Raw genomic sequence first — 24,920 nt, 5'->3', positions numbered from 1 at the left:
GTTTTACAGGTATTTCAGCCAGGCAATGTCGCGGCGCCGCGCCTTCAGTGCCGAGAACCAGCGCACTGCCGGGTACAGCGCAAGCGTCAACAGCGCCGATACCAGCCATATCGCCGCCACTGAATCGAAGCCGAAGTAGCTACCGTGGTTAAGGCCGAACAGCGCCACGGCGATCAGATACAGCACCTTCAGCACGTACAGGTGCAGCAGGTAGAAAAACATCGGCGCCGAACCGAAAACGCACAGCCAGCGAATCCAGTGACGCGTCTGCACTCGCTCAAACACCCGCAACAACAGCAGTCCCACACTCAACGTCAGCGTGATGAACAACAGCGATGGCGGGTACTTGGTGATATTGAAAAACGCCATCAGCGTTTGCACGGTCGTGTCATGCAGCGCCCAGGGCTTTTCGCCGTAACCGTTGAGCAGCCGCAGCCCCACGAAACCCAGCAGACCGGCGACACCGCCCAGCAACAGGCACTGCTGACGAGTCCCGGCATCGGCCATGCGCGCGAACCAAGGGCCCAGCGCATAACCCAGCCCGATCACACCGATCCACGGCAACAGCGGATACGAGGTACGCAAGCGCAAGCTGTCGCCGGCGTCGATCCAGCCGCGGTCATGCAGAATCGCCCATGGCACATGCGGTGCCGACTCCGGCGCGAAATGCAGCCCATCGAGCACGTTATGCCCGGCGATGATCGCCAGACTCAGCGTCAGCAGCAGCCAGCGCGGCAGCCACACCAGCAGCGACAACGCGATCATGCTCAGGCCAATCGCCCAGATCACCTGCAGATAGATCACACTCGGCGGCAACTGAAACGTCCAGGCGAAATTCACCAAAGTGAATTCCAGTACCACCAGAAACAGCCCCCGCTTGAATAGAAAGGCACTGACGTCGGTCTTGCCCGCATACTTCTCGCCAAACAACCACGCAGACAATCCGGTCAGCAACACGAACACCGGCGCGCACAGATGCGCCAGCGTGCGGCTGAAAAACAACGCCGGCTCGGTGCTGGCGATGTCCATCGGGTCGGAGACCTGACGGTGCAGCACAAACGTCTCGCGCACGTGGTCCAGGAGCATGAACAGGATGACCAGACCTCTTAGCGCATCAATGGACAACAAGCGCCCGGTCGGCGCCGGGCTGGAAGGAGCACACGCAATCGTCATGGACATTTCGCTATCGAATGGATGAATCGGGGTGATCGCAACGGCGCGGCTTCCCTGTGAATTCTCGTTACTCTATAACATTAATAATCGAAGCCCAACCCAGACGCTACCGGTTCTCAAAAAAGCCGCAGAACCTTCGCCGCCATTTGCCCTATCACGTCAGGCTTCTATAGTGATCAGGCGCCCCCCGCCCTTTGCGCCTGCTGTCGAGCCTTGTCCATGACCCAGACCGAACACCTGATCATCTGCGAGCACTGCGATTGCGTGTACGAGAAAGTCGTGCTCGGCAAACACCAGAAAACCTCCTGCGTGCGTTGCGGTGGCGTGCTGCAGCGCTATAACGGCCTGACCGTCGAGCAGCGCCTGGCCCTGAGCTTCACCGCAGCCATGCTGTGGCTGTTCGCCAATTTCTACCCGGTGATGAGCATCAGCATGAAGGGCCTGAAAAACAGCGCGACGCTGTGGGATTCGGTGCTGGCGTTGAGTCAGGGACCGATCACGTTCATGGCGATGGTCGCGGCAATTTCGATCATCATCGCCCCGGCGTTTCAGCTGGTGCTGTTGATCTGGGTCCTGAGTTTCGCCCTGTCCTCGCGGCGCGCGCCGGGGTTCAGGTTGTGCATGCGCTGGCTGGAAACGCTGCGCCCGTGGAGCATGCTCGAAGTCTGTCTGCTGGGGGCGATGGTGGCGGTGTTCAAATTGGCCGGTCTGCTCGATGTACTGCCGGGCATCGGTCTGTTCGCCCTGGCGGTGTTGAGCCTGATGATGATCCGCATCGCCGGTCGCGACACTCGTGATTTGTGGGACATTCTATGAAGCGACCACCGACCGCCAGCGAACTCAACCTGTGCCTGTGCCACAGCTGTGGGCTGGCCTGCGACATGACCGATGAGCCGCACCAGTGCCCGCGTTGCGAGGCGCCCCTGCATCGACGCAAGACCAATTCCCTGGCCCGCACCTGGGCCTACATGTTCGCTGCGCTGGCGTTTTACGTGCCGGCCAATCTGCTGCCGGTGATGAACACCGTGATGCTCGGCAATGGCGCCGACAGCACGATCATGAGCGGCGTGCTGGAATTTTGGGAAGGTGGTGCGTGGGACATCGCCCTGATCATCTTTATCGCCAGTATCGCGGTGCCGGGGATCAAGTTCGTCGCCCTGACACTGCTGCTGATCACCGTACAGCGCGACAGCGGCTGGGCGCGCCGCGAGCGCTCGAAGCTGTACCGTTTCGTCGAATTGATCGGTTATTGGTCGATGCTCGACGTGTTGGTGGTCGCACTGGTCGCGGCGCTGGTGAAGTTCCAGGCGCTGGGCGATATCGAGCCACGACCGGGCATTCTGTTCTTCGGCCTGGTCGTGGTGTTCACCATGCTCTCGGCGATGAGCTTCGATCCGCGACTGATCTGGGACAACGCCCCGGAGGACGAGCCACTCAGCGACGCACCACCTCAAGCAACACCTGCAACGGATGGCGCAACGCCCGATCCGACTGGCGCTTGACCTGACTGCGGCACGAATAACCGGTGGCCAGCGCCTCGCCGCGCTCGCCCGGCGCCTCGATCTGGTTGGCCCAGGATTGCTCGTAGATCACCGCCGACGTTTCGCGGTTGCGCGCCTCGTGGCCATAGGTGCCGGACATGCCGCAGCAACCGGTGGCCTGCGTCGCCAGTTTCAACCCGACCCGTTCGAACACCTGCTCCCACTGTCGGGTGGCGGCCGGTGCGTTGGTTTTCTCGGTGCAGTGCGCCAGCAGACGGAACGCCTGGGCCGAATCTGCAGCGGCCTGCTCCGGGATCACCTTGAGCAACCATTCCTGGACCAGCGCGACTTCCGGGCACTCCTGCATGCCGGGTACTTTCAGGTATTCCTGGCGATAGACCAGGGTCATTGCCGGGTCCAGCCCCAGCAGCGGCACGCCGACATCGGCCAGCTCACGCAGTTGCTGCGCATTGCGCAACGCCGCGCGGTTGAACGCCGAGAGGAAGCCCTGCACATGCAGCGGCTTGCCATTGGCGCTGAACGGCGCCAGATACGCCTGATAGCCGAGTCGCGAAACAAGCTCCAGCAAATCCGCCAGCAGCGGCGCCTCGAAGTATCGGGTGAACGCATCCTGCACCAGCACCACACTGCGCTCGCGTTGCGCCGGGGTCAGTGCCGCCAGCCGGGCAACCGTCGCCGGCTGCACCTTCCAGCGGCGCAGCGCCGCGTGGAAATCAAAGCGGCTGAGCAACGGCACATCGACCATGCCACCGAGACGTTCAAGCAGATTGCGGACAAACGACGCGCCCATCACACCGTTGTACAGCGCCGGAATCCTCGCCATGTACGGGATGCTGTACTCCAGCGAGGCGATCAGATAGTCCCGCGCCGGGCGCAGATAACGGGTGTGATACAGCTCGAGAAAGCGCGAACGGAATTCCGGCACATTGACCTTGACCGGGCATTGGCCCGCGCAGGACTTGCACGCCAGGCAACCGGCCATGGCGTCGTAGACCTCATGGGAAAAGTCGGCGCCCTGGCTGCGGCTGTTGCGCCAGCGCGTCCAAAGGCTGCTGAAGAAGCCCGGACGACGGATCGCATCGGACAACACATCCACACCCGCCTCGCCCTGCAACCGCAGCCATTCGCGGATCAGCGATGCGCGGCCCTTGGGCGATTGCGCACGCTCGCGGGTGGCTTTCCACGACGGACACATGGCGTCGTCGGGATCGAAGTTGTAGCAGGCGCCGTTGCCGTTGCAATGCAGGGCCGCGCCGTAGCTTTGCCAGACTTTCTCGTCGATCTGCCGATCCAGTTCACCGCGCAGGGTTACCTCGTCGATCTTCAGCAGCGTCGCGCCGCTGTTGGCCGCAGTGGCGATCTTGCCCGGATTGAACTGGTTGAACGGGTCGAACGCGGCCTTCAACGCTTGCAGCGCCGGGTACAACTCGCCGAAAAACGCCGGTGCGTATTCCGAGCGCAGGCCTTTGCCGTGCTCGCCCCACAGCAGTCCGCCGTAGCGCTGGGTCAGCGCTGCCACGCCATCGGACACCGGTCGCACCAGCGCGGCTTGCTGCGGATCTTTCATGTCGAGAATCGGCCGTACGTGCAGCACGCCGGCATCGACATGGCCGAACATGCCGTACTGCAACCCATGGCTGTCGAGCAGCTCGCGCAACTCGGCGATGTACTCGGCCAGGTGCTGCGGCGGCACCGCCGTGTCCTCGACAAACGGCTGCGGCCGCGCTTCACCGGCGACGTTGCCGAGCAGACCCACCGCGCGTTTGCGCATGCCATAGACCTTGTTCACCGCCGCCTGACCGACCGCCAGCGTATGGCCCAGGCGTTCGACCGTGGTGTCGTTGCTCAAGTGTTCGAGGAACGCTTCGACTCGGCGCTGCAGGTCTTCGGGATCATCACCGCAAAACTCCACCAGATTGATCCCCAGCGTTGGCCGTTCGGCACTTTGCGGGAAGTATTCGGCGACGCCGTGCCAGACGATATCCTGCATCGCCAGCAGCAACACTTTCGAGTCGACGGTTTCAATCGATAGCGGCCTGAGCGCCATGAGCGCCCGGGCATCACGCAATGCGTCCATGAACCCGGCGTAGCGGATGTTCACCAGCATCGTGTGTTTGGGAATCGGCAGCACATTGAGCCTGGCCTCGACCACAAACCCCAGCGAGCCTTCGGCGCCGCACAGCACACTGTTGAGGTTGAAGCGCTTGTCAGCCTCGCGCAGGTGCGCAAGGTCGTAGCCGGTCAGGCAGCGATTGAGATCAGGAAAGCGCTGTTTGATCAGTTCGCCCTGCTCATCAATGATCTGCCGCGCACAGCGGTAGACCTCGCCGACCCGATCTTCCCGCGCACACAGCGCTGCCAGATCGTCTTCAGCCAGCGCCTCGCCGTGCAGGCGCTCGCCGCCACGCAGGATCATCTCGAGTTGCAGCACGTGGTCACGGGTCTTGCCATAGGTGCAACTGCCCTGACCGCTGGCATCCGTGTTGATCATGCCGCCGACAGTGGCGCGGTTGGAGGTCGAAAGCTCCGGAGCGAAGAACAACCCGGCGGACTTCAGCGCGGCGTTGAGCTGATCCTTGACCACCCCGGCCTGCACGCGTACCCAGCGCTCTTGGACGTTGATCTCCAGAATACGGTTCATGTGCCGCGACAGGTCGACAACAATGCCATCGGTCAGCGACTGACCGTTGGTACCGGTGCCGCCGCCACGCGGGGTGATCACCACTTTCTGGTAAGCCGGCTCGGCGATCAGTCGTGCGACCCGCGCCACATCCTCGGCGTCCATCGGAAACACTGCCGCTTGCGGCAGGCGCTGGTAGATCGAATTGTCAGTGGCGAGCACCACGCGGCTGGCGTAATCGGCGCTGATCTCACCGCGAAAACCGCTGGCTTTCAGGGCGTTGAGGAACTGCTGGTAATCGGCAGTCAATGCGGTGGCGGGCGACAGCTGGGCAATCATCGGTCAGGGAATCTCGGTCAAAATCGGGCCGTGTGGCGGTGAACAGTTGTGCGCAACGAATGATTGCGTCACGCTCCCGCCATCTCATGGTGCTTATGTTCATTGCTTGGCGCCACCGGGACAAGCGTAAAATCGACCCGCAATCCATGACTAAAACGAATGAATCCGCGAACCCTCACCCCTTCCATGTCGTTGTTGCTGGCCTTCGAGGCCGCCGCGCGCCATGAAAGCTACACCCGCGCCGCCCACGAACTGTCGCTGACACAGAGTGCGGTCAGCCGCCAGGTGCAGATTCTGGAAAAGATGCTCGGCATGCGTCTGTTCAGCCGCGAAGGCCGGCAAGTAGTGCTGACCGATGTCGGGCGCATGTATCAGCGCGAACTGGCCCAAGCGCTCGGACAGATCCGCAGCGCGACCTTGCAGGCCATGGCGTTTGGTTCGGGCATCCACAGCCTGCGGCTGGCGACGCTGCCAACCTTCGGCTCGAAATGGCTGCTGCCACGACTCAAGGATTTCTACACCGCGCACCCGGGCATGACCGTGCACTTGCATTCGCGGATCGAAGCGATCGACTTCGACACCAGCGAGATCGATGCCGCGATCTGTGTCGGTGGTGGTGACTGGCCGGGACTGAGCGCCCTGCCCCTGCACACCGAAGAACTGGTGGTGATCGCCAGTGCGCAGCTGTCAGCGGTCGAGTATCAGGACGCCGAACAGCAGATTGCCGAACAGCTGCTGCTCAATGTCAGCAGCAACGCCCAGGCCTGGGCGGAATGGTTCACTCATCACCGCCTGCCGCACCGCAGCATGCGCATCGGGCCGAGCTTTGAAATGACCTCGCACTTGATTCAGGCGGTGCGGGCCAATATCGGCGTGGGGCTGGTACCGCGGATTCTGGTGGAGGATGAATTGCTTAACGGCGAGCTGCTGCAACTGGGGGAACCGATTACCAGTCGGCGCAGCTATTACCTGGTGTATCCGCCGCGTAACGAGGCGTTGCCGTCGTTGAAGGCGTTTCGGGATTGGTTGGTGGACACGCTGTGATCGGCGCCCCCGCACATGCAAAACATAACGAAACGCCGCTCGATGAGCGGCGTTCAGTCAATCCCTGTACTGGCGCTTTAGCGGAGGCGGCGCACTCGGCCCTTTAACGAGGGGTTTGGCCAGCAGTTTGCCGTCCGGGCCATAAAAGAGGCGTCTGACGTCAGGCGGCATGGGAGTAGGCTCTTTTGCGCTCATGTTGAAACCTCTTCGATAGAACTGAATTCGACCCACTGAACTTTCGAGGAATCTATCACTAATAGTTCGGCGCCAAAAGGCAGCGCCACGCCATCCTCCCCCAGCCAGCCTGGATTGAGCATGATGAACTGTCCCTCCAGAGGTCCGGAAGGCCACTCGACGGGCCAGCCAAACAATCGCCTTTCATCCGTCAAATGCAGAGTTACCAGCCGATTGTGGCGGACAAACGTGCTGTACCACTCGTTGGGATAAGAGTTTTTATTCGTTACATTTTTACTTCGTAACCATTTGTGCAGTTTGTCATTCGAAGCCAGAGCACACGACAACAGCCCAAGCGCCATTGAAACGATAAACGCCCACAAAGCCTCGGCTTTACCATCCCACTTTCCTACAGAGATACCCTTCGAGCCTATCCACAAACAGGCAGCTCCGAGCCCCAACACCACCCCATGAATCACAAACGTAAAAATCAACGCCTGCACAATCTGTCCAAACGTGTCAGGTCGCTTGAATGCGGTGAGCGTATAAAAAATCCAGGTCGAGACAAACCCGGGAATCAGATACTGCAACAACGGAATCACTTCTTTGACCAGATCATCCATGATCCGTGGCTCCTTGAAAGACTTGCCGGCCCGATAAGTGACCGGCAATCAAAGCCTAGTGCACGCTGAAAGAATGCCTTCGCCCAACTGTCACAGCGCATTACGCCAGCCGCTAAACCTGCGCATCCTGCAAAATCAGATCCGCACCCTTTTCCGCCACCATCAGCACCGCCGCATGGGTATTGCCCGACGTTACGTTCGGGAAGATCGACGCATCGACAATCCGCAACCCTTCGAAGCCATGCACCTTCAGGCGCTTGTCGACCACCGATGTCTGCTCGTCCGCTCCCATCGCGCAAGAACCACAGAGGTGATAGATCGAGCCACAGTTGTCGCGAAAGTACTGCAACATCTGCTCATCGGTCTGCACCGCCGGGCCGGGCAACACTTCATCGACGGTGATGCTCTTGAGCGCCGGGGCGTTCATGATCTTGCGCATCAGGCGACTGCCCTGAATCACTTCATCGATGTCCTTCTGCGTGCTCAGGTAGTTCGGGTCGATCAACGCCGCGTCCCGTGGATTTTTCGAGGCGATTTCGACGTGCCCGCGACTGGTGGGCCGGCACGGATTGAAGCACAGCAGGAAGCCCGAGTAAGGTTCCGGCTTGAGGCTGGCCTTGTTGTTTTTCGGGATCTGGTACGACAGCGGGTTGAAGTACAGCTGCAGGTTGGGATGCACCTGCTGCTGGTCGCCGCGAAAGAACCCGCCCGCCTGATTGACGCTCATCGCCAGCGCGCCCTTGCGGGTCAGCAGGTATTTGATGCCGAGCTTGAGCTGGCCGAACAGCGAGCTCAGTTCATCATTGAGCGTCGGGATGTTGGCCTTGTAGTAGTAACTGGCACACAGGTGATCCTGCAGATTCTGCCCCACCGCCGGCAGGTGCCTGACCAATGGAATCTGGTGCCTGGCGAGCAACTCGCGATCGGCCACGCCGGACAATTGCAGGATTTTCGGCGTATCGACCGCGCCCGCACACAGGATCACCTCCTTGCGCGCCGTAAAGGTGCGCGTCACACCGTGCTGGGTGATCGAGATGCCAGTGGCGCGCTGCTGCGCAGCGTCAAACAGCACGCGATCCACCAGGGCGTAATGCTCGACCGTCAAGTTCGGCCGGCTCAGTGCCGGATGCAGATGTGCAAAGCTGCTGGAGCAACGCTGGCCGTTTTTGGTGTTGACGTCGTACAGGCCCGCACCTTCGAATTTCGCCCCGTTGAAATCGTCGCTGCGTGGATAGCCGAGCTGCGAACAGCCCTCAAGAAACACATCGCAGATCGGGTGGGTCTGGCCCTTCATCGGGGTGATGCTGATCGGGCCGCTGCCGCCATGGTATTCGCTGTCGCCCAGCGGATGGTTTTCCAGTTTGCGGAAGTACGGCAGCACGTCCTTGAAGCCCCAGCCGTCGTTGCCGTTGGTCGCCCAGTCATCGAAGTCATGGGCCTGGCCGCGCACGTAGATCATCGCGTTGATCGAACCCGAACCGCCCTGCACCTTGCCGCGCGGGGCGTAGATTTCGCGATTGCCCAGTTGCTTCTGCGGCTGGCTGTAGTACATCCAGTTGAAGGTCGGGTTGTAATACATTTTGGCGAAGCCGACCGGAATCCTGAACCACAGCGAGCTGTCTTTACCGCCCGCTTCCAGTAGCAGCACCGTGTATTGCCCGCAGGCCGAGAGCCGATTAGCCAGCACGCAGCCTGCTGCGCCGGCGCCAGCGATGATGTAGTCGTATGTCATGCACGGTTACCGCGTAAGTCGTTGTACAAATCGAAAAGCGCACCACACTCCCCTGTGGGAGCGAGCCTGCTCGCGAAGGCGTCGTATCAGCCGCCACTCTCAGAGGGTGACCCACCGCTTTCGCGAGCAAGCCCGCTCCCACAATGGATCTGCGTCAGCCTTTGGCCGGGGATGTGTCTTTGACGTCCACTGGCGTCGGCGCCATTTGCAGGTGCAGGCGCTCGCCGGTGTACGGCGAATGCCTGCGCACCACGTCCATGTTCAGTTCCACGCCCAGGCCCGGTTCGGTGGACGGGATGATGTAGCCGTCCTCCCACTGCAGCGGCTTGTTCAGGATCTCGGCATGGAAGCCGCCCCAGGTCTCGATGCTTTCCTGAATCAGGAAGTTCGGGGTGCAGGTCGCCAACTGGAAACTGGCCGCAGCGCCAATCGGTCCGTTGTACAGATGCGGAGCGATCTGCGCGTAGTAGGCCTCGGCCATGCTGGCGATTTTCTTGGCTTCGAGCAGGCCGCCACAGCGCGCAACGTTCATCTGCAGAATCGACGCGCCGCCGGCCTGCAACAGCTTGAAGAACTCGTACTTGGTGGTCAGCCGTTCGCCCGTGGCAATCGGGATGCTGGTCTTGGCCGCGACTTGCGCCATGGCCTCTTCCTGCCCCGGCGGCACCGGCTCTTCGAACCACAGCGGGTCGTACTTTTCCAGGCGCCTGGCCAGACGAATGGCCGATGACGGCACCATTTGCCCGTGAGTCCCGAACAGCAGGTCGCACTTGTTGCCCACCGCTTCGCGGATCTTGCGGCAGAAGGTTTCGCAGCGCTCCAGCACCTCCAGCGAAATCTGGTGCCCGGAATACGCGGTGTAAGGGCCGGCAGGGTCGAACTTCACCGCCGTGAAGCCCTTGTTCATATTCTCCACGGCGCATTCAGCCGCCAGATCCGGATCGTCGTAGTCGTACTCGCCACGGCTGTTGACCGGGTACAGATAGGTGTAAGAGCGCAGGCGCTCATTGACCTTGCCGCCGAGCAGTTCGTAGACCGGCTTGTTCGCCGCTTTACCGATGATGTCCCAACAGGCCATTTCCAGGCCGCTGACCACCCCCATCATGGTCAGGTCGGGGCGTTGGGTGAACCCGCTGGAATAGGACTGGCGGAAGAAGCGCTCGATATGGTGCGGGTCCTGATTGAGCAGGTAGCGTTCGAACACGTCGTCGATGATCGGCAGCATGGCGTTGGGGCCGAAGGTCGCGGCGTAGATCTCGCCGACGCCTTCGATGCCGCAGTCGGTCCTGAGCTTGACGAACAGCCAGTACATGCCGCCGATGTGCGGTGGCGGTACGGCGACGATATGGGTTTCCAGGGCGATGATTTTCATGTCAGGCACCAGTTTTCTTCGAGGATTTGCGATTGATTCGGGCACGCAAGGTCACAGCAGCCAGAGTGCCGAGCAGTCCGATAAAGGCGATGTAGCCGAAATACAGCTTGTAACCAAAGGCTCCCGGGAACCGTTCGGTGAGGTAGCCGTTGATCAGCGGAATAAAGGCATCCGGCATATAGCCGACCACCGAGACGATGCCGATGGCCAGACCGGTGATGCGCAGCGGAATGTTGCAGCTGTCGAGAATTGCCCAGTACAAACCGCGAATCGCGTAAGTCATCAGGCCAATGAAAATCACCGTGGCAATCAGCAGCCCCATGCTGTTGAGCGCCGGGAATACGATCAGGCCGACGATCGCCAGACTCGCCAGCAACAGCGCGACGATCAGCACCGAAATGTTCGAGAACCTGTCCCCCAGCCAGCCGCCACCGATGCCGCCGATCGGGCGCATCCACAACTTGATAGTGGTGATAGTGCCGGCCATGACGGCGGTCAGGCCGCTGCCTTGCAGGTAGTCCGAGAAGCTGTAGGTGGCCCAGAAGATGTGATAACCGCAAAACACGATCGCCGTGACCAGCCATAGCTCGGGAATCTTCACCAGCGTCGCCAGATCCGTGAGCAGGTTGAACTTGCCCTTCTCCACCGGCGGCGTGTCCGCCATCGATTTCGGATCCTTGATCAACACCAGCACGCAGCCGATGGCGATACAGGTGAAGGCGTACAGATAGACCACATGGCGGAAGCCTTCGGCGGTGGATTCACCACGGGTTTCGGTGGCGAAGGCGAACAGCGCCAGCGCAACCGTCGCCAGCAGCGCCTCGACCAGGCCGCGACCTCCATCGAGGATGCCGAAGAAGCGCCCCTGTTCGGTGTGATGAGCGATCATCTTCACCCGTTTGAGCACCGAGGCCCAGAAGGTCAAACCGGTGGTCAGGCCCCAGCAACCGAAGATGATCATCAGCCCGCTCATCGACGGCGCCGTCGAATACCACAGGCCCAGCGCGCCGGTCGCCACCAGCGAAAAGAAAATCAGAAAGCGTGGCGCAATGCGATCCGCCAGCCAGCCGCTGGGCAAGTAGCTGAGGAGGAAAATCGTGCCGAGCATCGAGTACAGATAGCCCAGTTCACTGTGGTTGATCTGGAACACTTCGAGCATCGTGGTCTGGTAGACCTGACGCAGGTACAGAATCGGATAGATCGCGCCGGCCGCGAGCACCAGCAACATCAATTGGACATAGCGACTTCCCTTGTCACTCGGGCTTTTCACAGCCGAATGGGAACCCTGAACAGCGGCAGCAGAGGATGCATGCTTGGACATTGAAGTGACCTCGGGCGACCCGTGCTCCGGGCGCCCCTGATAATTGTTTTTATAGGTGCAGCATGAGGCGTGTTGCGGTGGATCAGTACTTCATGACCACGAGGCGGGTCTGGGTGAATTCGAGCATGCCGTGCTTGCCGTCATCGCCGCCCAGGCCCGAGCGTTTCCAGCCGGCGTGGTAGCCCTGATACGGGTCGGCCGGGGTGCGATTGACGTACAGCTCGCCGGCTTCGATAGCGTTGGCGACTCTCTGCGCGGTGCGATAGTTCTCGGTGTAGAGCACCGACGACAGGCCGAACTGATGATCGTTGGCCATCGCCAGTGCTTCATCAATGTCGCGGTACTTGAGCACCGGCAGTACCGGGCCGAAGATTTCTTCCTGGACAATTTCCATGTCCTGGCGGCAGCCGCTGAGCAGGGTCGGCGGATAGAAATGCCCACGACCTTGTGGCAATACACCGCCGCTTTCGAGGACCGCACCGTCGGCGATGGCGCGCTCGACCATGGCGTGGATGGTCTGCTGCGAACTGGCGTTGACCAACGGCCCCATCAGGCTGGCGTCCGTGGCGCGATCGCCGAATTTCACGGCGGCAATCTTGGTCTTGAGCAAGGCGAGGAAGCGGTCATGAACGCTTTCCTGCACGTAGACCCGCTCCACCGCCGTGCACAACTGGCCGCAGTGGGTGGTTTTCGACGCAACGATGGCCGTGGCTGCGGCTTCCAGATCGGCATCGGCCTCGATGATCGCCGGGGTCTTGCCGCCCAACTCCAGCGACGGCTTGGCGATGTTGGCCTTGCAGTAGTCGAGGACGATGCGCCCGGCGTTGACGCTGCCGGTCAACGTAATCAGGCCCACGGCTCTATGAGTGCAGACTGTCGCTGCGGTCGCGTGATCCATGGTCAGAATATTGATGACGCCCGCCGGCATGCCCGACTGTTGCACCGCTTTGGCGATTTCGAACGCCGAGGTCGGGGTGTTGTTGCTCGGGCGCACCACCACGGTGTTGCCGGCAATCAGCGCCGGGGCAATTTTGCGCAACAGGGTATAAACCGGGTAGTTGAACGGGATCAGGCAGGCAACGACACCGATTGGCTCGCGGTGCAGAAACAGGTTTTCGTCGGGGCTGTCGCTGGGAATGATCTCGCCTTCGATGCGGCGTGCCCACTCGGCGTGATAGCGGGTGATCTGCGCGGCATAACGCGCTTCGTTGCTGGCGTCGGCGACGCTCTTGCCGGACTCGGCAGCCAGCGCGACGCCGATGGCTTCGGCACGCTCTTCAAGGGCAGTGGCAAAGGCTCGCAGATGTTCGGCGCGTTCGATGCTGGTGAGCTTGCCCCAGACCTTTTGTGCGGTTGCTGCCGCATCGACGGCTGCGGTGGCTTCCTCGACGGTCGCGGCCGACACATGGCCGAGCAACGCTTCAGTGGCCGGGTTATAGACCTCGATCAGCGCCGCGCTGGCAGGCTCGATGAAGTGGCCGTTTACATAATTTCGCTCGATTCGCATGTGCATCGCCCATCGTTTGTTTTTATCAATGCCGCCAGTCTTGTCATCGCTGGCGGGTTGAACAAACGATTTAAAGGGCGCTTAAACATTCGAAAAATGCAGGTTACCCTCGCGTGCGCAGAATCCTGTGTGGGAGCGGGTTTGCTCGTGAATGCGGGGTGTCAGGCGTTGACGATGCAAGCTGACACACCGCATTCGCGAGCAAGCCCGCTCCCACGAGGGGATTTGGGGTGGATCAGGTCGCAGCGGTCGAGGGCTCGAGTTGGCGCTGCGCCAGCCAGATTTCCTCCTGCAGCCATTGCGCAAATACCTGCAACTGCGGCATCTCGGTCTGCTCCGGCCGGGTCACCAGCCAGTAGGACTGGTGCCCTTCCACGTGCACATTCAGCACTTGGGTCAACTGCCCGCTGGCCAACTCAGTGGCGACCATGTGCCAGTCGGCAATGGTGATCCCCAGCCCGTCGGTCGCGGCCTGAATCGCCAGGTCCAGCAGATCGAATTCGTAACCGCCCTGGGTATCGACTCCGCTGATGCGCGCCGCGTCCAGCCAGTGTTTCCAGGTCAGATAGCGCTGATCTTCCTTGGCCAGCACGTGCAGCAGCGTCAGTCGATTGAGGTCAATGCCCTGCTCGGCGCCCTCGCGGGTATACAACGACGGCGCGCACACCGCGATGTGCCGTTCCTGAATCAGCAGCGAACTGTCGAGGCCGTCCCATTCACCGTCGCCAAAACGGATCGCACAGTCGAGTGTGCTGGTTTCCGCCAGGCTGTCCTGCAAGCGCGTGGTGATGCTCAGTTCGAGTTCCGGGTGCTGCTCGCGCAAACGCCCCAGGCGCGGCATCAGCCAGCGACTGGTGAAGGTCGGCGGCGCGTTGATGTGCAACCGGTTGGAATGGGTTTTCTGCTGGATGCTGCGCACCGTCAGTTCGATCTTGTCGAACGACTGGTGCAGTGCCCGCAGCAGCACCTTGCCGGCGGCGGTCAGCTCCAGATGATGATGGCGCCGCTCCAGCAGGCTTTCACCGAGCTGTTCTTCCAGCTGCCGCACCTGACGGCTGACCGCACTCTGGGTGACGTTGAGCAACTCGGCGGCGCGGGTGAAACTGCCGGTGCTGCCGGCCACTTCGAACGCCTTGAGCGCGTTCAGGCCGGGCATTTTGCGTTTCATATCAAGGCACTCGAAAACCACTGACAAGGCGTAAAGCATCCCATGCCTGTGCCGGACTGTCCTACAGGATTTTTTGAGTAACATGCATTCGATGCAGGTTTGCGCATCGTTTTTATCGTTTGTTCAACCTCCAGCGGATGGCAAAACTGCGCGGCATCTCTAATAAAAACAATCGAGAGCCGCTTCATGCCCTTCCCTGCATCCTTGCGCCTGCGCACCACGTCTATCGTTCTGTTCTGCAGCGTTGCCGCTCCGGCGATGGCGGTACAAGTCACCGACAACCTTGATCTTGGCGGCGCCATTCGTGCGCGCTGGGACGTGGACCCGGATCGCGACATTCAGAAGTTTGGCCTCGACACGGTCTTCCTCAGCGCCAAATACAATTCCGACAGCTGGATCGGCGAGGCGCAGTATCGCTTCTACGGTCGCTCCTACCCTTACCAGTACACGAAAAACTATGGCGACATTCAGTTCGCCAAGTTCGCCTGGGTCGGCTACAAGTTCAATCCGGACCAACAGGTACAAGTCGGCCTGAACAGTGTGCCGTTCGGCCTGCAGCCGTATTTCGGCAGCACTTTCTACGAAACCCTGGGCAACGTCATTGGCCTGGAAGACGTGCAACAGGTCGGCGCCAAATACATCCAGCAAAGCGGCGACTGGAATATTCAGGCCGGTTACTACTTGCGTCCGGCGTGGCAAGGCAAAGGCACCAGCAAAGGCGTCACCTATTCCAGCGTGGTGTCCGGGGCTGACAGCTACGTGGCGGACGGCAGCGACAACCAGGAACGCAACACCGTGGTGCTGCGGGTGGCGAAAGCGCTGGAGCTGGGGCCGTGGAAATCCGAAGTGGGGATCTCCGGCCTGACCTCGACCTTGGAAAACAAGGACACCGACAACGATGGCCGGCGCAACGCCGTGGCCGTGCATTATCTGGGCAAAAATGGCCCGTGGGGCGTGCAGTTGCAGGCAGCACGCCAGCAGATGTCGCCGCGCAATGCCGGCACTGATGAGCGGGTGACCCTTGGCGGTTACGACGGCACTTACAACGTTGCCAGTCGCGGCAATCTGTACGTGGCGGATCTGAGTTACGACGTGGCTGGCAAATACCTGTTCGATCAGGTCAGCGGAATCAAGCTCTACACCAACTACAGTGCCTTCGACAAATCCGCCAGCGGCTTCAAGACTTCTGAGCGGATGATCCTCGGCAGCTCGTTTTCAGTGAGCAAATTGTGGGTCGCGACCGAGTGGTTGTTTGGCAGGAATGACCCGTACATCGGTGGCAGCAGTTACACCCAGAGCCTCGGTGCGGGTGGGCTGGATCAGTGGGAGAATCAGCTGTATGTGAACGTCGGTTACTACTTCTGATCCGGGATTTACCGCGCCTGAAAGTCAGCCTTCGCGAGCAAGCCCGCTCCCACCGGATGTGTGCCTGACACACATCCAATGTGGGAGCGGGCTTGCTCGCGAAGGCGTCCTGCCAAACAACGCTTGCATCCGCCCCCTCACCAATAGTCAGATAACCCCTACCAACAAAACCTACAAAAACAAAACCGAGCCAAACGCTCGACCCGGAGTTCCACCTCCATGCGTCAACTGCCCTCGCTCAACACCCTGCGCGTGTTCGAAGAAGTCGCGCGGCATCGCAGTTTCAGTCAGGCCGCACTGGGCCTGAACGTCACCCAGGGCGCCGTCAGTCGCCAGATCAAACAACTCGAAGACTACCTCGGTGTAGCGCTGTTCGTGCGCACGCCGCAAGGCCTGTCACTGACCGAAGCCGGCAGCAACCTCAAACCGCATCTGGCCGAAGCTTTCGATCACATGGAGCGTGCGCTGCAAGCGGTGCGCGTGCCCAATCTGCGCCAACGCCTGCGCGTGCTCGCGCCACCGACCTGGGCCACGCGCTGGCTGTCGCCGCACCTGCGCGCGTTCTGCCAGCGCTACCCGGACATCAGCCTCAGCGTGACCAATCAGGCCAGCCACGACAGCCTCTCCGAGATCGATTGCCACATCCGTTTCGGCCTCGCAGCGACCACCCATTGCGCCAGCCAACTGCTGGTGATGGAACGCCACATCGCCGTTGCCAGCCCGGAGCTGTTCGACGGCGAGCAAGCACCGGATCTGCGGCAATTTCCATTGCTGCACATTCTCCACGACGGCAAGCGCTTGAAGGTCTGGGAAAACTGGCTGGCAGCCATGGGACGCGACGACATCGATGCTGCCCGAGGTCTGGAATTCAGCACCCTGGACCAGGTGATTCACACCGCATTGGCCGGCGGCGGGCTGGCGGTGATCGACCGGCAGATGATCGAAAAGGAACTGGCTAACGGCAGCCTGTTGCCGATCACCCCGATTGAAGTGATCGGCCCGTATGGCTACTGGCTGGACGTGGCGAATGACAAGCAGGGCTTGTCGAAAGTGAAGCTGTTCACCGACTGGCTGAGCCTGGTGAGCAACCCCTGACACCGCAAAACCAATGTGGGAGCGGGCTTGCTCGCGAAGGCGGCAGATCAGTTGAAATCAATGTCGACTGACACACCGCTTTCGCGAGCAAGCCCGCTCCCACAGTTTTTGGGTGGCAGGCCGTTAGATCGGGGTGGCGATTTTGGTCACGGTGATGACGCTTCCCTCCACCGGACTTTGCGCCTTGCACGCCTGGCTCAGTGTCAGCGACTTGGTCTCCGGCGCCCACGCCCATGACAGCCATGCGCCAATCGCCAGGATCGCCGCGAGAATGCCCATGGTCGGGCTCAGGCCGATCCCCGCCACACTCACCGGCAGCAGAAAGGTGCTGACCGCCGAGCCCAAACGGCTGACTGCCGTGGCCAGGCCAATACCGCTGGCACGCACTTCGGTCGGGAAACTCTCCGCCGGGAACACCCCGACCAGATTGCTCACCGCCGACAGCACCAGGGTGAACACACCGAACACCAGCACCATCAGCCACGCTGCGCTACCCGGCAGCACCGCCAGCAGGAACAGCGCCACCGCGAGGATGATGAACGAGTTGATCAGGAAGCCGCGACGGCTGAACCTGATCGTGCACCAGATACCGATCAAGGCGCCGAGGATCAGCAACAGGTTGAGCATCAGTTCAGTGCCGAAGCCTTCGGCCAGGCCCATTTTCTGCAGGATCGACGGCAGGAACGTGTAGATCGCGAAGTACGGCATCACGATGCAGACGAAAAACAGGCAGTTGAACGCCGTGCGTTTGCGGTACTCGCGGCTGAACAGTACCGCCTAACCGGAGCGGGTTTGCGTGGTGCGGGTTTCGTCCAGTTCGACATTGTCGCCCAGATGCTTTTTGACAATCGCCCGCGCCTCGGCGATGCGCCCCTGGTTGACCAGCCAGCGCGGTGATTCCGGCGTGCCGATGCGCGCGATCAGAATCAATGCCGCCGGGATCGCCGACGACGCAAGCATCCAGCGCCAGGCATCGTCGCCGAGGCTGAGCATGGCGGTGCCGACGAAGGTTGCGGCAACGTAACCGAAGGTCCAGATCACGCTGAACGAACCGAGCAGTACGCCGCGATGTTTCTTCGGCGAGAACTCGGCGAGCATCGCGTGTCCGACACTGAAATCACCGCCCAGGCCAATGCCGATCAATACTCGGCAGAGAAACAGGCTCATCGCGCTTTCGACGTAGAACTGCATCACCGAGGCGATCGTGATCAGCACGAAGCTGGCGAGGAAAATCTTCTGCCGGCCGACCTTGTCCGAGATCCAGCCGAAAAACAGACTGCCGAGAAACAGCCCGATCAACGCCGACGCGCCGATCAATCCCTGCCAGAACGCATCCAGGTGCATCTGCGGGCTGAGCAAGGTAAACGCAATGCCGATCAGGCCGAGGATGTAGCCGTCGGTGAAGTGCGCGCCGAAGGTCAGCCCGGCGATCTTGATATGAAACCGGCCGATGGGCAGGTCGTCGATTTTTACGGGTTGAGCGGACATGTTCGTCTCCAATTGTTGTTATTGACGGAGAAACGGATTGCTCTTGCTTCTTCTGTAGGAGTGAGCCTGCTCGCGATAGCAGTGTGTCAGTCAAAGCCGTATTGCCTGATGCACCGTCATCGCGAGCAGGCTCACTCCTACAAGGGGTGGTGGTGGGGTTCAGAGACCGCCCATCAACAGGTATTTGATCTCCAGATAGTCATCCAGACCGTACTTCGAACCTTCGCGCCCCAGGCCCGATTCCTTGATGCCACCGAACGGCGCCACTTCCGTGGAAATGATCCCTTCGTTGATCCCGACCATCCCGGCTTCAAGGCCTTCGGCCATGCGCCAGACCCGGCCGATGTCGCGGCTGTAGAAATACGCCGACAAACCGAATGGCGTGTCATTGGCCCGCGCCAGCACGTCGGCCTCATCCTTGAAGCGGAAGCACGCGGCTACCGGGCCGAAGGTTTCGTCCTGGGCGATCAGCATGTCGCCGTTGACCTCGGTGAGGATGGTCGGCTCATAGAAGGTGCCGCCGAGAGCATGGCGACGACCGCCGCACAGCAACGTAGCGCCCTTCGCCAGTGCATCGCTGACATGGCTTTCGACCTTGGCCAGCGCGGCAGTGTTGATCAGCGGACCTTGCTCGGTCTCACCCTCGAGCGCGCTGCCGACGCGCATCGCGGCGACTGCTTCGGCAAGCTTGCCGGTGAAGGCCTCGTAGACGCTGTCCTGAATAAAGAAGCGATTCACGCACACACAAGTCTGCCCGGTGTTGCGGAATTTCGAGGCCATCGCGCCTTTGACCGCTGCGTCCAGATCGGCATCGTCGAAGACAATGAACGGCGCGTTGCCACCCAGTTCCAGCGAGACTTTCTTCAGGGTGTCGGCAGCCTGACGCATGAGCAGTTTGCCGGTGCGCGTGGAGCCGGTGAACGACAGTTTGCGCACGAGGCTCGAGGCTTGCAGCGCACCGCCAATCGCCACCGCATCACCAGAGACGATGTTGAACACACCCGCTGGAATCCCTGCCTGCTCGGCCAACACTGCCAGGGCAAATGCCGACAGCGGGGTCTCTTCCGACGGTTTGAGAATCATTGTGCAGCCCGCCGCCAGCGCCGGGCCGACCTTGCGGGTGACCATCGCCAACGGGAAGTTCCACGGGGTGATCGCCGCGACCACGCCGATGGCTTCCTTGACCACGATGATCCGCGCATCGGCCTTGTGGCTCGGGATCACGTCGCCGTAGGCGCGCTTGGCTTCCTCGCCGAACCACTCGAGAAAACTCGCGGCGTAGACCACCTCGCCCATGGCTTCGGCCAGCGGTTTGCCCTGTTCGCGACTGAGCAATGTCGCCAGGTCCTTCTGGTGGGCGAGCATCAGATCGCTCCAGCGTTTCAGGCGCTGGCTGCGCTCCTTGGCGGTGAGTTTGCGCCACGCCGGCAGGGCGCGGTTGGCGGCATCGATGGCCAGATTGGTTTGCTCGGCGCCAGCCTTTTGCACGTCGGCAATCAGTTCGCCGTTGGCCGGGTTGCGCACCGCGTAGGTCGCACCGCCCTGCCCCCACTGGCCATCGATGAAATTGCCGTGACGGATCAACTCGCTCATGCCACCGCCCCTTGCAAGGTGAACCGCTCAAGCCCCAGGCGTGCCGTGCGCAGGATGCGCTTGCCGGCGGTGTAGTCGTTGATCACATCGCACGGGGTGTAATTGCGCTCCAACTCGTGCAGCTCATCGGCATCCAGCCTGGTTTCCAGCGCCGCCAGCGCACTGTCGAACTGCGCGGTGGTATCGGCGCCGACCAGCATGCAATCGACCCCCGGATGGTTGGCCACCCACGCCTGGGCAATCTGCGCATTCGACACGCCACGGGCGCGGGCCACGCGCTGCACCGAGTGGGCGATTTCGAACGAGGCTTCGTCGCTGTACATCTGCTGGGTGAAGAAGTCGGTCTGGTTGCGGGTCGACTGTACGTCGCCAGTCAGCAGGCCACGGGCCAGCGGGCTGAACACCGAGACGCCGATGCCCTGATCGCGACAGAACGGAATCATCTCGCGCTCTTCTTCGCGGTAAGCGCAGTTCAACTGCAACTGCATATTGATCGGCTTGACCCAGCCGTTGCGTTCGCAGGCCATGAGGATCTTCGCCAACTGCCCGGTGAGCATGGTCGACACGCCGATATAACGGGCCTTGCCGGAGCGCACGATGTCGTTCAGCGCCGACATGGTTTCTTCGACCGGGGTGTTCACATCGAAGTAATGCAGCATGAACACGTCGACGTAATCCATGTTCAGGCGTTTCAGCGAGGCGTCGATGCTGTCCATGATGTGCTTGCGTGAATGGCCGCTGGCGTTGATCCCGCTGCGGGTGCCGTAACCGACCTTGGTGGTGATCACCAGGTCCTCGCGGCGGGCCAGGCGCTTGACGATGCGCCCCACCACTTCCTCGCCGACACCAGCGGAATAGAAATCAGCCAGGTCGATGAAGTTCACACCCTTGTCCAGCGCGTGGGCGACGATCGGCTCGCTCTGTTTTTCATTGAAAATCCACGGTTTCCAGTCCGGCGTGCCCATGTTCATGGTGCCCAGGCACAGACGAGAAACCTGCAGGCCGGAGTGGCCCAAACGAATGTATTGCATGGCGCGGACCTCAGGCTTTTGGCGTGTAGAAAGGGTTGCTGATGTGATTGACCACATCGGCCAGCTGCGCGGTTTGCGGCTTGCCGGTCAGGGCGGCTCGGATCGCGGTGCGACAGGCGTTGTAGTTGTTCAGGTAGACCGCATCGAGGTCGTCGCAGGCCGGGTTGACCCAGTTGGCGGTGACAATCGCCCACTCGTCCTCGGCTTCCGGCGGCAAGGTGCCGTCGAGCAGCGCTTCGAGCACGGCTTTGGCGATCCCGGCCTGCGATGCGCCCCAGGTGGCATTACCGTGCAGGTCGCTGCTGATCGCGGCCTTGTTCACATACAGGGTCATCGGCTTGACCGGAATGTTCGGCTGGGCGATCACCATGAATGGGCAATGGCCCTGACTAGGCGACGCCAGGCTGTTGGCGAACGCCTGTCCGGCCGGGCCATTGCGCGGGCCGATCAGGATGTTGATGTGTGCGGCGTTCACGCCCGGGCCTTCGAAACCTTCACCGATGTACAGGTCGAGTTCTTTCATCAGTCATTACTCTTTTGCGCTGCGAGGGATGGTCGATAGCTCACGCGGGCCGAATGGCCGGTGCGCTCAATAACGGGCGTAGGGAGATGCGACGAGGGAAACGGGACATGGCTGCAAACGCTCTCTGGTTGTTATTGATGAGCTGTGTTTGCGATTTTTTAACACCGGGGTTTGCGCGGGCTGTAACCATTAAAAATCATGGGGCCATGAGTTTTGGTCATAGCCTTTCGCGCAGGCAAAAAAATCCCGCTCAGGGAGCGGGACTGTCGTAGCGCGGTGGTCAGGCGACCACGGGGATCATCGGGTCAGCCGCCGCCAGTGCACTGATGCGATCGGCCGCTGGCGGGTAGATCCACTGAGTGTTGATCTGCGTCTTCAGGGCCTTGCCTTCCTGTTTGACCAGTTTCACCTGGCGATCCCAGCCCTCGGTGTACACCGCACCCCAAGCGCCGAGGTCGAGACAGGTCACGTATTTCGGCTGGCTGTACGGCGTCGGCTCGACACCGAGAATTTGCGCCGCGACGTTGTTGCCGGCGTGACGCCCCAGAGAGATCGCGTGCTGGCAGGTCATCAGCGCGTAATTGCCGATGGCATCGGTGGCGGCGTAAGCCACATCGCCCGTGGCGAAAATATCGTCCTGCCCCAGAACTTGCAGATGCGCATCGACATGCAGGCGACCCTGGCGATCGCGCTCACCCGGGATCTGTTCGGTCAGCGAGCTGGCGCGGACGCCGGTGGTCCAGACCACGGTTTTTGCCTCGATGCGCTGCCCGTCCGACAGCGTCACGCCATTGCCATCAACCGCTTGCACCGACACACCCAAACGCCATTCAACGCCCAGCGTGTTGCTGGCCTCGACAATCGACTGGCTGATTTCTTCGCCCATCGAGGCGCCGATCTTCTGTCCGCGATCAACGATGATCACGTTGATGTCGGCCTGCTCGCCGAGGATCTCGCGCAGGCGTCCCGGCATTTCGGTCGCGGTTTCAATGCCGGTAAACCCCCCGCCTGCCACGACCACCGTGTTGCGGGCCTCGCTGGGCGGCAGATCTTTCAGGGACTCGAGGTGGGCTTCCAGGCGGATCGCCGCTTCGATCTGGTCGACGTCGAATGCGTGCTGTGCCACCCCGGGCGTACTGGACAAGGCTAGCCCGCTGCCGCTGGCCAGCACCAGTTTGTCGTAGTGAAACACCTGCGGTTGTCCCGCGGCATCGATGTAACCCACGGTTTTGCCCGGGGCGTCGATGGACTCGGCCGCCCCCTTGATGAAGTGAACGCCGACCGCTTCGAACAGCTCGCCCAGCGGTGCGGCCAGTTGATGAGCGTTTGGTTCATAGAAACGCGGCCGCACGCGCAGCTCGGCCTGCGGCGCCAGAACAGTGACATCGACATTGTCCCGACCATGAATATCGACCAGACGCGCGGCACTCAATGCGGTCCACATGCCCGCAAAACCTGCGCCGATTACCAGAATGCGCTGTTTCATCGTTGTCTCCGGGCTCATTGCCCATGTGCTTGAAAAATGGCTGACACCTGCCCGTCAGGCGAGCGGATGCGTCTCGGCGCGAAAAAAGATTTCGAAGGTACAGTCCGTTGCTCACCGAATATTTCCGACTGTATTGGTCGTATTTATTTGCAACAAGTCAGATTAACTGATCATTCAAATCGAATATTCAGATATAAACACGCGAGAGAAAATCCGTACAAAAGCCAATAAACAGGCACATAAAGCGCTGAAAGCAGCGTAATACCCTAGCGAGCAACGTTGCCGAACAGCTTCAAGGCTGCTAGCATTTACGACAAATTAAGTCGGACTTATACATGTCTCTTTACAGCGCAGGCGTCGAATACGGCATCCATTGCCTGGCATTTCTCGTGGGCAATGGTGGTGACAGTCGGGAAGCCAGCGTGCGCGACCTGGCCGAACTGCAAGGCGTGCCGGTCGAATACCTGGCAAAAATCTTCACCAAACTGGCCAAAGGCAAACTGGTCGTCGCCAGTGAAGGCGTACGCGGCGGGTTCAGCCTCGCGCGGCCAGCGGACGAAATCACCTTGCTCGACATCGTCAAGGCGATTGACGGGCGCAAGAACATTTTTGAATGCCGCGACATTCGCGGACGTTGCGCCTTGTTTGAAGGCAAGCCACCAGAATGGGCCATCGAAGGCACGTGCTCGATTCACAGCGCCATGATGACGGCACAACAGCGCATGGAAGAAGCCCTCGCCCAACAGACCATTCTCGACATCGCGAGAAAGGTAGGACGCAAGGCCCCGGCGCAATTCGGCCAACAGGTGGAAGACTGGATTCAGGATCGCCGCGAGAAAAAGGGCCACTTCGGCAGCATCCCGCTGACCGATATTTCCGACTGACCTGCGCAAAACACAAAAAAAAGCAGAAACCGCACTCCGGTTTCTGCTTTTTTTGTAGCGGGCTTTGGTAACTGAAGCCGTGCGTTACAGGCAGTCACGCACTGATTTGCGCAACGACCCGGACTTGGCCCATGGCGGCCCTTGATACAGCGAAACCCGGCTGCCGTCCTTGTACTTGATGACGTCGAGAATCTCGTCGGCGGTCACGATGCTGGGCGCAGTGATCCGATAACCGTTGGAGATCGCCGTCTGCGTGGTCTTAGGAATGTCCTTCTGCCACAACGGCAACAGGCACGCGGCATAGTCTTTAGGCGCCTTGGTGCTGGTCTTGCTGAGATTCGGCTCACCCGGTACCAGTGACGCCGGCAACGAGCAACCTGCAAGCAATGCCAACGCCAAACTCCCGATCCATATCCGCATGGTGTTTCCCTGATCTGAAAAAAAGCGAATGTAACGTGTAACTGGGTGCACATCCATCGTGGCACCACGCCCACAGGGGAAATTGGACAAATATTTACATCCATTGCGCCAGGTGACAGACGAGCTGTGCACCCTCGATGAAAAAATACGGCTACTCTTTTCTACCGAGAATGTTCCGGAGGTGATCATGCGGCTCAATGAATACGAACACGAACTTCAGCGCGACCTGCAAGCCGTTGCATCGGATCTGAGGTGGTCGGCGGTCGACCTCAAGCGCATTGCCGAACAACTGCGCAAGAGCGGCAATGAAGCGGATGCCCAGGCAGTGCTCAGGTCTTGCGAGGTGCTGCAAAGCGATGAAGAGCGGCTGCAGTTGTATGCCAGGGAAGTAAAGACGCGCACCATCAGCCGAAGCAAAGTCCACTGACAACGCCCGCCCCTCAACAGAAGCCCCGGCAAT

At 60.7% G+C, this 24,920-nt stretch carries 20 protein-coding genes and 1 pseudogene; 7 read left to right on the top strand and 14 right to left on the bottom strand.

The features are described 5' to 3' along the window. Positions 1–3: 3 nt before the first annotated feature. Positions 4–1,173 (bottom strand): DUF1624 domain-containing protein, encoded by a 1,170-nt coding sequence (locus U862_RS0117215; protein ID WP_025111540.1) that lies wholly within the window; start codon positions 1,171–1,173, stop codon positions 4–6. Between the two features lie 219 nt (positions 1,174–1,392). Between U862_RS0117215 and U862_RS0117210 the strand changes: the two genes are divergently transcribed. Further along, on the top strand, positions 1,393–1,989 hold the full coding sequence (locus U862_RS0117210) for a paraquat-inducible protein A (RefSeq protein ID WP_025111539.1): 597 nt from the start codon (positions 1,393–1,395) through the stop codon (positions 1,987–1,989). Then, complete coding sequence (locus U862_RS0117205; protein WP_025111538.1) at positions 1,986–2,675, top strand: paraquat-inducible protein A; 690 nt, start codon at positions 1,986–1,988, stop codon at positions 2,673–2,675. The genes U862_RS0117210 and U862_RS0117205 overlap by 4 nt, the downstream gene beginning before the upstream one ends. Here the strand turns inward: U862_RS0117205 and U862_RS0117200 are convergent. Next, positions 2,608–5,634, bottom strand: a complete 3,027-nt coding sequence (locus U862_RS0117200; protein ID WP_025111537.1) for an FAD-binding and (Fe-S)-binding domain-containing protein — start codon at positions 5,632–5,634, stop codon at positions 2,608–2,610. The genes U862_RS0117205 and U862_RS0117200 overlap by 68 nt on opposite strands. Positions 5,635–5,793: 159 nt before the next feature. On the opposite strand from U862_RS0117200, the gene U862_RS0117195 reads away from it, so the two are divergent. Beyond that, positions 5,794–6,678 carry a LysR substrate-binding domain-containing protein gene (locus tag U862_RS0117195; protein WP_025111536.1) on the top strand — a complete coding sequence of 295 codons (885 nt, stop codon included), beginning with the start codon at positions 5,794–5,796 and terminating at the stop codon, positions 6,676–6,678. Positions 6,679–6,869: 191 nt separating this feature from the next. On the opposite strand, the gene U862_RS0117190 is transcribed toward U862_RS0117195, so the two are convergent. From U862_RS0117190 to U862_RS0117165, 6 genes are all read right to left on the bottom strand, one after another. After that, positions 6,870–7,475, bottom strand: coding sequence for a DUF6338 family protein (locus U862_RS0117190; protein ID WP_025111535.1), 606 nt, complete (start codon positions 7,473–7,475; stop codon positions 6,870–6,872). A 112-nt stretch (positions 7,476–7,587) separates the two neighbouring features. Next, positions 7,588–9,207, bottom strand: coding sequence for a GMC family oxidoreductase (locus U862_RS0117185; RefSeq protein ID WP_025111534.1), 1,620 nt, complete (start codon positions 9,205–9,207; stop codon positions 7,588–7,590). A gap of 154 nt (positions 9,208–9,361) precedes the next feature. Continuing rightward, the gene (locus U862_RS0117180; RefSeq protein WP_025111533.1) at positions 9,362–10,579 is read right to left on the bottom strand and encodes a mandelate racemase/muconate lactonizing enzyme family protein; all 1,218 of its coding nucleotides are present in this window, start codon (positions 10,577–10,579) and stop codon (positions 9,362–9,364) included. A gap of 1 nt (position 10,580) precedes the next feature. Further along, the gene (locus tag U862_RS0117175) at positions 10,581–11,900 is read right to left on the bottom strand and encodes a nitrate/nitrite transporter (protein ID WP_025111532.1); all 1,320 of its coding nucleotides are present in this window, start codon (positions 11,898–11,900) and stop codon (positions 10,581–10,583) included. A gap of 82 nt (positions 11,901–11,982) precedes the next feature. Continuing rightward, positions 11,983–13,407, bottom strand: coding sequence for an aldehyde dehydrogenase (gene aldA / locus U862_RS0117170; RefSeq protein WP_025111531.1), 1,425 nt, complete (start codon positions 13,405–13,407; stop codon positions 11,983–11,985). 235 nt (positions 13,408–13,642) lie between these two features. Then, positions 13,643–14,575 carry a LysR substrate-binding domain-containing protein gene (locus tag U862_RS0117165; protein WP_025111530.1) on the bottom strand — a complete coding sequence of 311 codons (933 nt, stop codon included), beginning with the start codon at positions 14,573–14,575 and terminating at the stop codon, positions 13,643–13,645. Between the two features lie 186 nt (positions 14,576–14,761). On the opposite strand from U862_RS0117165, the gene U862_RS0117160 reads away from it, so the two are divergent. Next, positions 14,762–15,940, top strand: coding sequence for a hypothetical protein (locus tag U862_RS0117160; RefSeq protein WP_025111529.1), 1,179 nt, complete (start codon positions 14,762–14,764; stop codon positions 15,938–15,940). Between the two features lie 219 nt (positions 15,941–16,159). Continuing rightward, complete coding sequence (locus U862_RS0117155) at positions 16,160–17,035, top strand: LysR substrate-binding domain-containing protein (protein WP_025111528.1); 876 nt, start codon at positions 16,160–16,162, stop codon at positions 17,033–17,035. 123 nt (positions 17,036–17,158) lie between these two features. Here the strand turns inward: U862_RS0117155 and U862_RS0117150 are convergent. The 5 genes and pseudogenes from U862_RS0117150 to U862_RS0117130 all read right to left on the bottom strand — a co-directional run bounded on the left by U862_RS0117150 (position 17,159) and on the right by U862_RS0117130 (position 23,156). After that, positions 17,159–18,523 (bottom strand): annotated as a pseudogene (locus U862_RS0117150) (MFS transporter). Between the two features lie 159 nt (positions 18,524–18,682). Next, the gene (locus U862_RS0117145; protein WP_025111527.1) at positions 18,683–20,116 is read right to left on the bottom strand and encodes an NAD-dependent succinate-semialdehyde dehydrogenase; all 1,434 of its coding nucleotides are present in this window, start codon (positions 20,114–20,116) and stop codon (positions 18,683–18,685) included. Further along, a complete protein-coding gene (locus U862_RS0117140) occupies positions 20,113–21,147 on the bottom strand; it encodes an aldo/keto reductase (protein WP_025111526.1) in 1,035 nt (344 codons plus the stop codon). The genes U862_RS0117145 and U862_RS0117140 overlap by 4 nt, the downstream gene beginning before the upstream one ends. A 10-nt stretch (positions 21,148–21,157) precedes the next feature. Beyond that, the gene (fae, locus tag U862_RS0117135; protein ID WP_025111525.1) at positions 21,158–21,670 is read right to left on the bottom strand and encodes a formaldehyde-activating enzyme; all 513 of its coding nucleotides are present in this window, start codon (positions 21,668–21,670) and stop codon (positions 21,158–21,160) included. A gap of 280 nt (positions 21,671–21,950) precedes the next feature. Next, a complete protein-coding gene (locus U862_RS0117130; protein ID WP_025111524.1) occupies positions 21,951–23,156 on the bottom strand; it encodes an NAD(P)/FAD-dependent oxidoreductase in 1,206 nt (401 codons plus the stop codon). Positions 23,157–23,491: 335 nt separating this feature from the next. Here U862_RS0117130 and U862_RS0117125 point away from each other — a divergent pair, with 335 nt between their 5' ends. Then, positions 23,492–24,040: an Rrf2 family transcriptional regulator gene (locus tag U862_RS0117125; protein ID WP_025111523.1), complete on the top strand. Its 549-nt coding sequence runs from the start codon at positions 23,492–23,494 to the stop codon at positions 24,038–24,040. A gap of 84 nt (positions 24,041–24,124) precedes the next feature. Here U862_RS0117125 and U862_RS0117120 read toward each other — a convergent pair whose 3' ends face one another. Beyond that, the gene (locus U862_RS0117120; protein ID WP_025111522.1) at positions 24,125–24,460 is read right to left on the bottom strand and encodes a hypothetical protein; all 336 of its coding nucleotides are present in this window, start codon (positions 24,458–24,460) and stop codon (positions 24,125–24,127) included. A 187-nt stretch (positions 24,461–24,647) separates the two neighbouring features. Here U862_RS0117120 and U862_RS0117115 point away from each other — a divergent pair, with 187 nt between their 5' ends. Next, positions 24,648–24,887, top strand: a complete 240-nt coding sequence (locus U862_RS0117115; protein ID WP_025111521.1) for a hypothetical protein — start codon at positions 24,648–24,650, stop codon at positions 24,885–24,887. The last annotated feature ends 33 nt before the right edge of the window (positions 24,888–24,920 follow it).

This window comes from Pseudomonas sp. H1h, assembly GCF_000633255.1.
In the GTDB taxonomy this organism is placed as follows: domain Bacteria; phylum Pseudomonadota; class Gammaproteobacteria; order Pseudomonadales; family Pseudomonadaceae; genus Aquipseudomonas.
Note: the sequence above shows the minus strand (reverse complement) of the source record. Positions and strands in the feature narration are given on the sequence as shown.

Coding starts and splice junctions, on each gene's coding strand:
- U862_RS0117195 (WP_025111536.1), top strand. CDS start 5,794: ATGAATCCGCGAACCCTCACCCCTTCCATGTCGTTGTTGCTGGCCTTC.
- U862_RS0117160 (WP_025111529.1), top strand. CDS start 14,762: ATGCCCTTCCCTGCATCCTTGCGCCTGCGCACCACGTCTATCGTTCTG.
- U862_RS0117200 (WP_025111537.1), bottom strand. CDS start 5,634: ATGATTGCCCAGCTGTCGCCCGCCACCGCATTGACTGCCGATTACCAG.
- U862_RS0117190 (WP_025111535.1), bottom strand. CDS start 7,475: ATGGATGATCTGGTCAAAGAAGTGATTCCGTTGTTGCAGTATCTGATT.
- U862_RS0117125 (WP_025111523.1), top strand. CDS start 23,492: ATGTCTCTTTACAGCGCAGGCGTCGAATACGGCATCCATTGCCTGGCA.
- U862_RS0117165 (WP_025111530.1), bottom strand. CDS start 14,575: ATGAAACGCAAAATGCCCGGCCTGAACGCGCTCAAGGCGTTCGAAGTG.
- U862_RS0117205 (WP_025111538.1), top strand. CDS start 1,986: ATGAAGCGACCACCGACCGCCAGCGAACTCAACCTGTGCCTGTGCCAC.
- U862_RS0117175 (WP_025111532.1), bottom strand. CDS start 11,900: ATGTCCAAGCATGCATCCTCTGCTGCCGCTGTTCAGGGTTCCCATTCG.
- U862_RS0117120 (WP_025111522.1), bottom strand. CDS start 24,460: ATGCGGATATGGATCGGGAGTTTGGCGTTGGCATTGCTTGCAGGTTGC.
- U862_RS0117155 (WP_025111528.1), top strand. CDS start 16,160: ATGCGTCAACTGCCCTCGCTCAACACCCTGCGCGTGTTCGAAGAAGTC.
- U862_RS0117215 (WP_025111540.1), bottom strand. CDS start 1,173: ATGACGATTGCGTGTGCTCCTTCCAGCCCGGCGCCGACCGGGCGCTTG.
- fae (WP_025111525.1), bottom strand. CDS start 21,670: ATGAAAGAACTCGACCTGTACATCGGTGAAGGTTTCGAAGGCCCGGGC.
- U862_RS0117130 (WP_025111524.1), bottom strand. CDS start 23,156: ATGAAACAGCGCATTCTGGTAATCGGCGCAGGTTTTGCGGGCATGTGG.
- U862_RS0117180 (WP_025111533.1), bottom strand. CDS start 10,579: ATGAAAATCATCGCCCTGGAAACCCATATCGTCGCCGTACCGCCACCG.
- U862_RS0117185 (WP_025111534.1), bottom strand. CDS start 9,207: ATGACATACGACTACATCATCGCTGGCGCCGGCGCAGCAGGCTGCGTG.
- U862_RS0117145 (WP_025111527.1), bottom strand. CDS start 20,116: ATGAGCGAGTTGATCCGTCACGGCAATTTCATCGATGGCCAGTGGGGG.
- U862_RS0117140 (WP_025111526.1), bottom strand. CDS start 21,147: ATGCAATACATTCGTTTGGGCCACTCCGGCCTGCAGGTTTCTCGTCTG.
- U862_RS0117210 (WP_025111539.1), top strand. CDS start 1,393: ATGACCCAGACCGAACACCTGATCATCTGCGAGCACTGCGATTGCGTG.
- aldA (WP_025111531.1), bottom strand. CDS start 13,407: ATGCGAATCGAGCGAAATTATGTAAACGGCCACTTCATCGAGCCTGCC.
- U862_RS0117115 (WP_025111521.1), top strand. CDS start 24,648: ATGCGGCTCAATGAATACGAACACGAACTTCAGCGCGACCTGCAAGCC.